General features: G+C 64.2%; 2 protein-coding genes and 1 pseudogene. 2 read left to right on the top strand and 1 reads right to left on the bottom strand.

Going from position 1 to position 2,182, the window contains the following annotated elements:
- Positions 1–331, top strand: a 331-nt coding sequence (locus EN906_RS31740; protein ID WP_206529219.1) for a hypothetical protein, incomplete at its 5' end; no start/stop codon positions are given.
- A gap of 230 nt (positions 332–561) precedes the next feature.
- On the top strand, positions 562–1,989 hold the full coding sequence (gene gndA / locus EN906_RS31735; RefSeq protein WP_127272128.1) for an NADP-dependent phosphogluconate dehydrogenase: 1,428 nt from the start codon (positions 562–564) through the stop codon (positions 1,987–1,989).
- A 9-nt stretch (positions 1,990–1,998) separates the two neighbouring features.
- Here the strand turns inward: gndA and EN906_RS31730 are convergent.
- Positions 1,999–2,182 (bottom strand): annotated as a pseudogene (locus tag EN906_RS31730) (LacI family transcriptional regulator); the annotation flags it as partial.

The following is a 2,182-nucleotide window of genomic DNA, read 5'->3' as shown; positions in this document are numbered from 1 at the left end:
CGACCATCTTTACATGAGCGCTGGCTATCCTGATTTCGCCGCCGGATACCCGGCTGTCGAGCTGGCTGCCTTCATAAGAGATGTCGACGGAGACAAGCATGCGCGCGAGCTTGAAACGACAAACTTCGCCGGCCACGGGTGGTCGGGAGGACCTCTGTTCGGCTTCATCCGCGACGACTGGCGCGTCGTGGGAGTTTGCCATGGCCAGGAAACCGAGTTCGTGGTTCCCTTCCCGCCTTGGAACCCTCCTTGGAACGTGAATCTGCTCTTTGCCGGAGGGGACGCAATGGTGGATTTGGTCTACCATGGCTATGCCAACTACAATTTCTGAACCCGCTTCTCCCTCGACGCCGGCACCTGAACTTCCCGGCGGCCGCGCCGATTGCCAATCTTCTCGGGCTCTGGTCTTCACGTTCGATCCGCGCAACACAATTCGGCGAGGCGGTTGACGCGGCCCGAAAGGCCCGTCAATCATCCCGTGAAGAATGGCATCCCGTGATGAATGGGCATCCGCGCAAATCGCGGGCTCGAACCAACAAGATCCGAAGCAGGGAAGAAACGATGGAAAATGCCGAAATCGGCCTGATCGGCCTTGGCACGATGGGCTCCAACCTGGCGCTCAACATCGCCGAGCACGGGCACCGCATCGCTGTCTTCAACCGCACCAGGGCGCGCACCGACGCTTTCATCGAGAACGCCGGCGCGCTCAGGGACATGGTCGTGCCCTGCTACAGCCTGGAAGAGCTTGCCGCCGCCATCCGGCCGCCGCGCCCGATCATCATCATGGTGCTGGCCGGCAAGCCGGTCGACGAACAGATCGCTGCGCTGCGCGGCGTGCTGTCGGCCAATGACATCGTCATCGATGCCGGCAACGCCAATTTCCGCGACACGATGCGGCGCTTCTCCGAGCTTTCCGGCTCGGACCTCACCTTCATCGGCATGGGCGTGTCCGGTGGCGAGGAGGGCGCGCGCCACGGGCCGTCGATCATGGTCGGCGGCACAGAGGACTCATGGAAGCGCGTCGAGAAGGTGCTGACGGCGATCTCCGCCAAGTTCAAGGACGAACCCTGCGCGGCATGGCTCGGCACCGACGGTGCCGGGCATTTCGTCAAGACCATCCACAACGGCATCGAATATGCCGACATGCAGATGATCGCCGAAATTTACGGCATCTTGCGCGACGGCCTGGGCATGGGCCCGAAAGAGATCGGCGCGGTGTTTGCCAACTGGAACAAGGGCCGGCTCAACTCCTACCTGATCGAGATCACCGCCAAGGTGCTGGCATCAGACGATCCGAAGACCGGCAAGCCGGTGGTCGACATCATCCTCGACCGCGCCGGCCAGAAGGGCACCGGCAAATGGTCGGTCATCGAGGCGCAGCAACTCGGCATTCCGGCGACGGCGATCGAGGCGGCGGTGGCGGCACGCGTTCTGTCATCGATCAAGGACGAGCGGCTGGCGGCGGAAAAGGCCTACGGCAACGTCGGCGTGACGAAGATTTCCGGTGACAAAGATGCCCTGCTGGAAGATCTGGAGTTGGCGCTGTTCGCCGGCAAGATCGCCGCCTACGCCCAAGGTTTTGCGGTGATGAGCGGCGCCTCCAAGGAATTCAACTGGAACCTGCCGATGCCGACCATCGCCAGGATCTGGCGCGCCGGCTGCATCATCCGCTCGCAGATGCTCGACACCATGGCGGAAGCCTTCAGCAAGGGCGGCGCCTCGACCAACCTCCTGATGGCCCCGGCCTTCATCGCGCTGATGCAGGAGGCGCATCCGTCGCTGCGCCGCATCGTGGCGAGGGCTTCGGAGGCCGGTTCGCCGGTGCCGGCGCTGTCTTCCGCACTTGCCTATTTCGACAGCTACCGCCAGGGCCGCGGCACCTCGAACCTGATCCAGGCGCAGCGCGACTTCTTCGGCGCGCACGGCTTCGAGCGCATCGACGACAAGGGCGCGTTCCATGGGCCGTGGGGAAGCGGTGCGGCTGGCTAGCCCAAGGGCCTAAACGGAAACCGGCGGGCTGAACGCCCGAACCTCGCTGGTGGCGACCAGGCGCTGCAACGAGCCGGGTGCGGCGCCGCCGATCCAGCCGAGCACGGAGCGGGCGAGATCGGAGCCGGCCAGGCGGAAGTTCTCGTTGACGACGAGCAATTCCGGCCGGAACAGATGCAACAGGTCCGACGAC

It is taken from the genome of Mesorhizobium sp. M7A.F.Ca.CA.004.06.1.1 (assembly GCF_003999135.1).
GTDB lineage: Bacteria > Pseudomonadota > Alphaproteobacteria > Rhizobiales > Rhizobiaceae > Mesorhizobium.
Note: the sequence above shows the minus strand (reverse complement) of the source record. Positions and strands in the feature narration are given on the sequence as shown.

Bases quoted from the DNA above. Each gene is read 5' to 3' on its own strand.
- gndA (WP_127272128.1), top strand. From the start codon at position 562: ATGGAAAATGCCGAAATCGGCCTGATCGGCCTTGGCACGATGGGCTCC.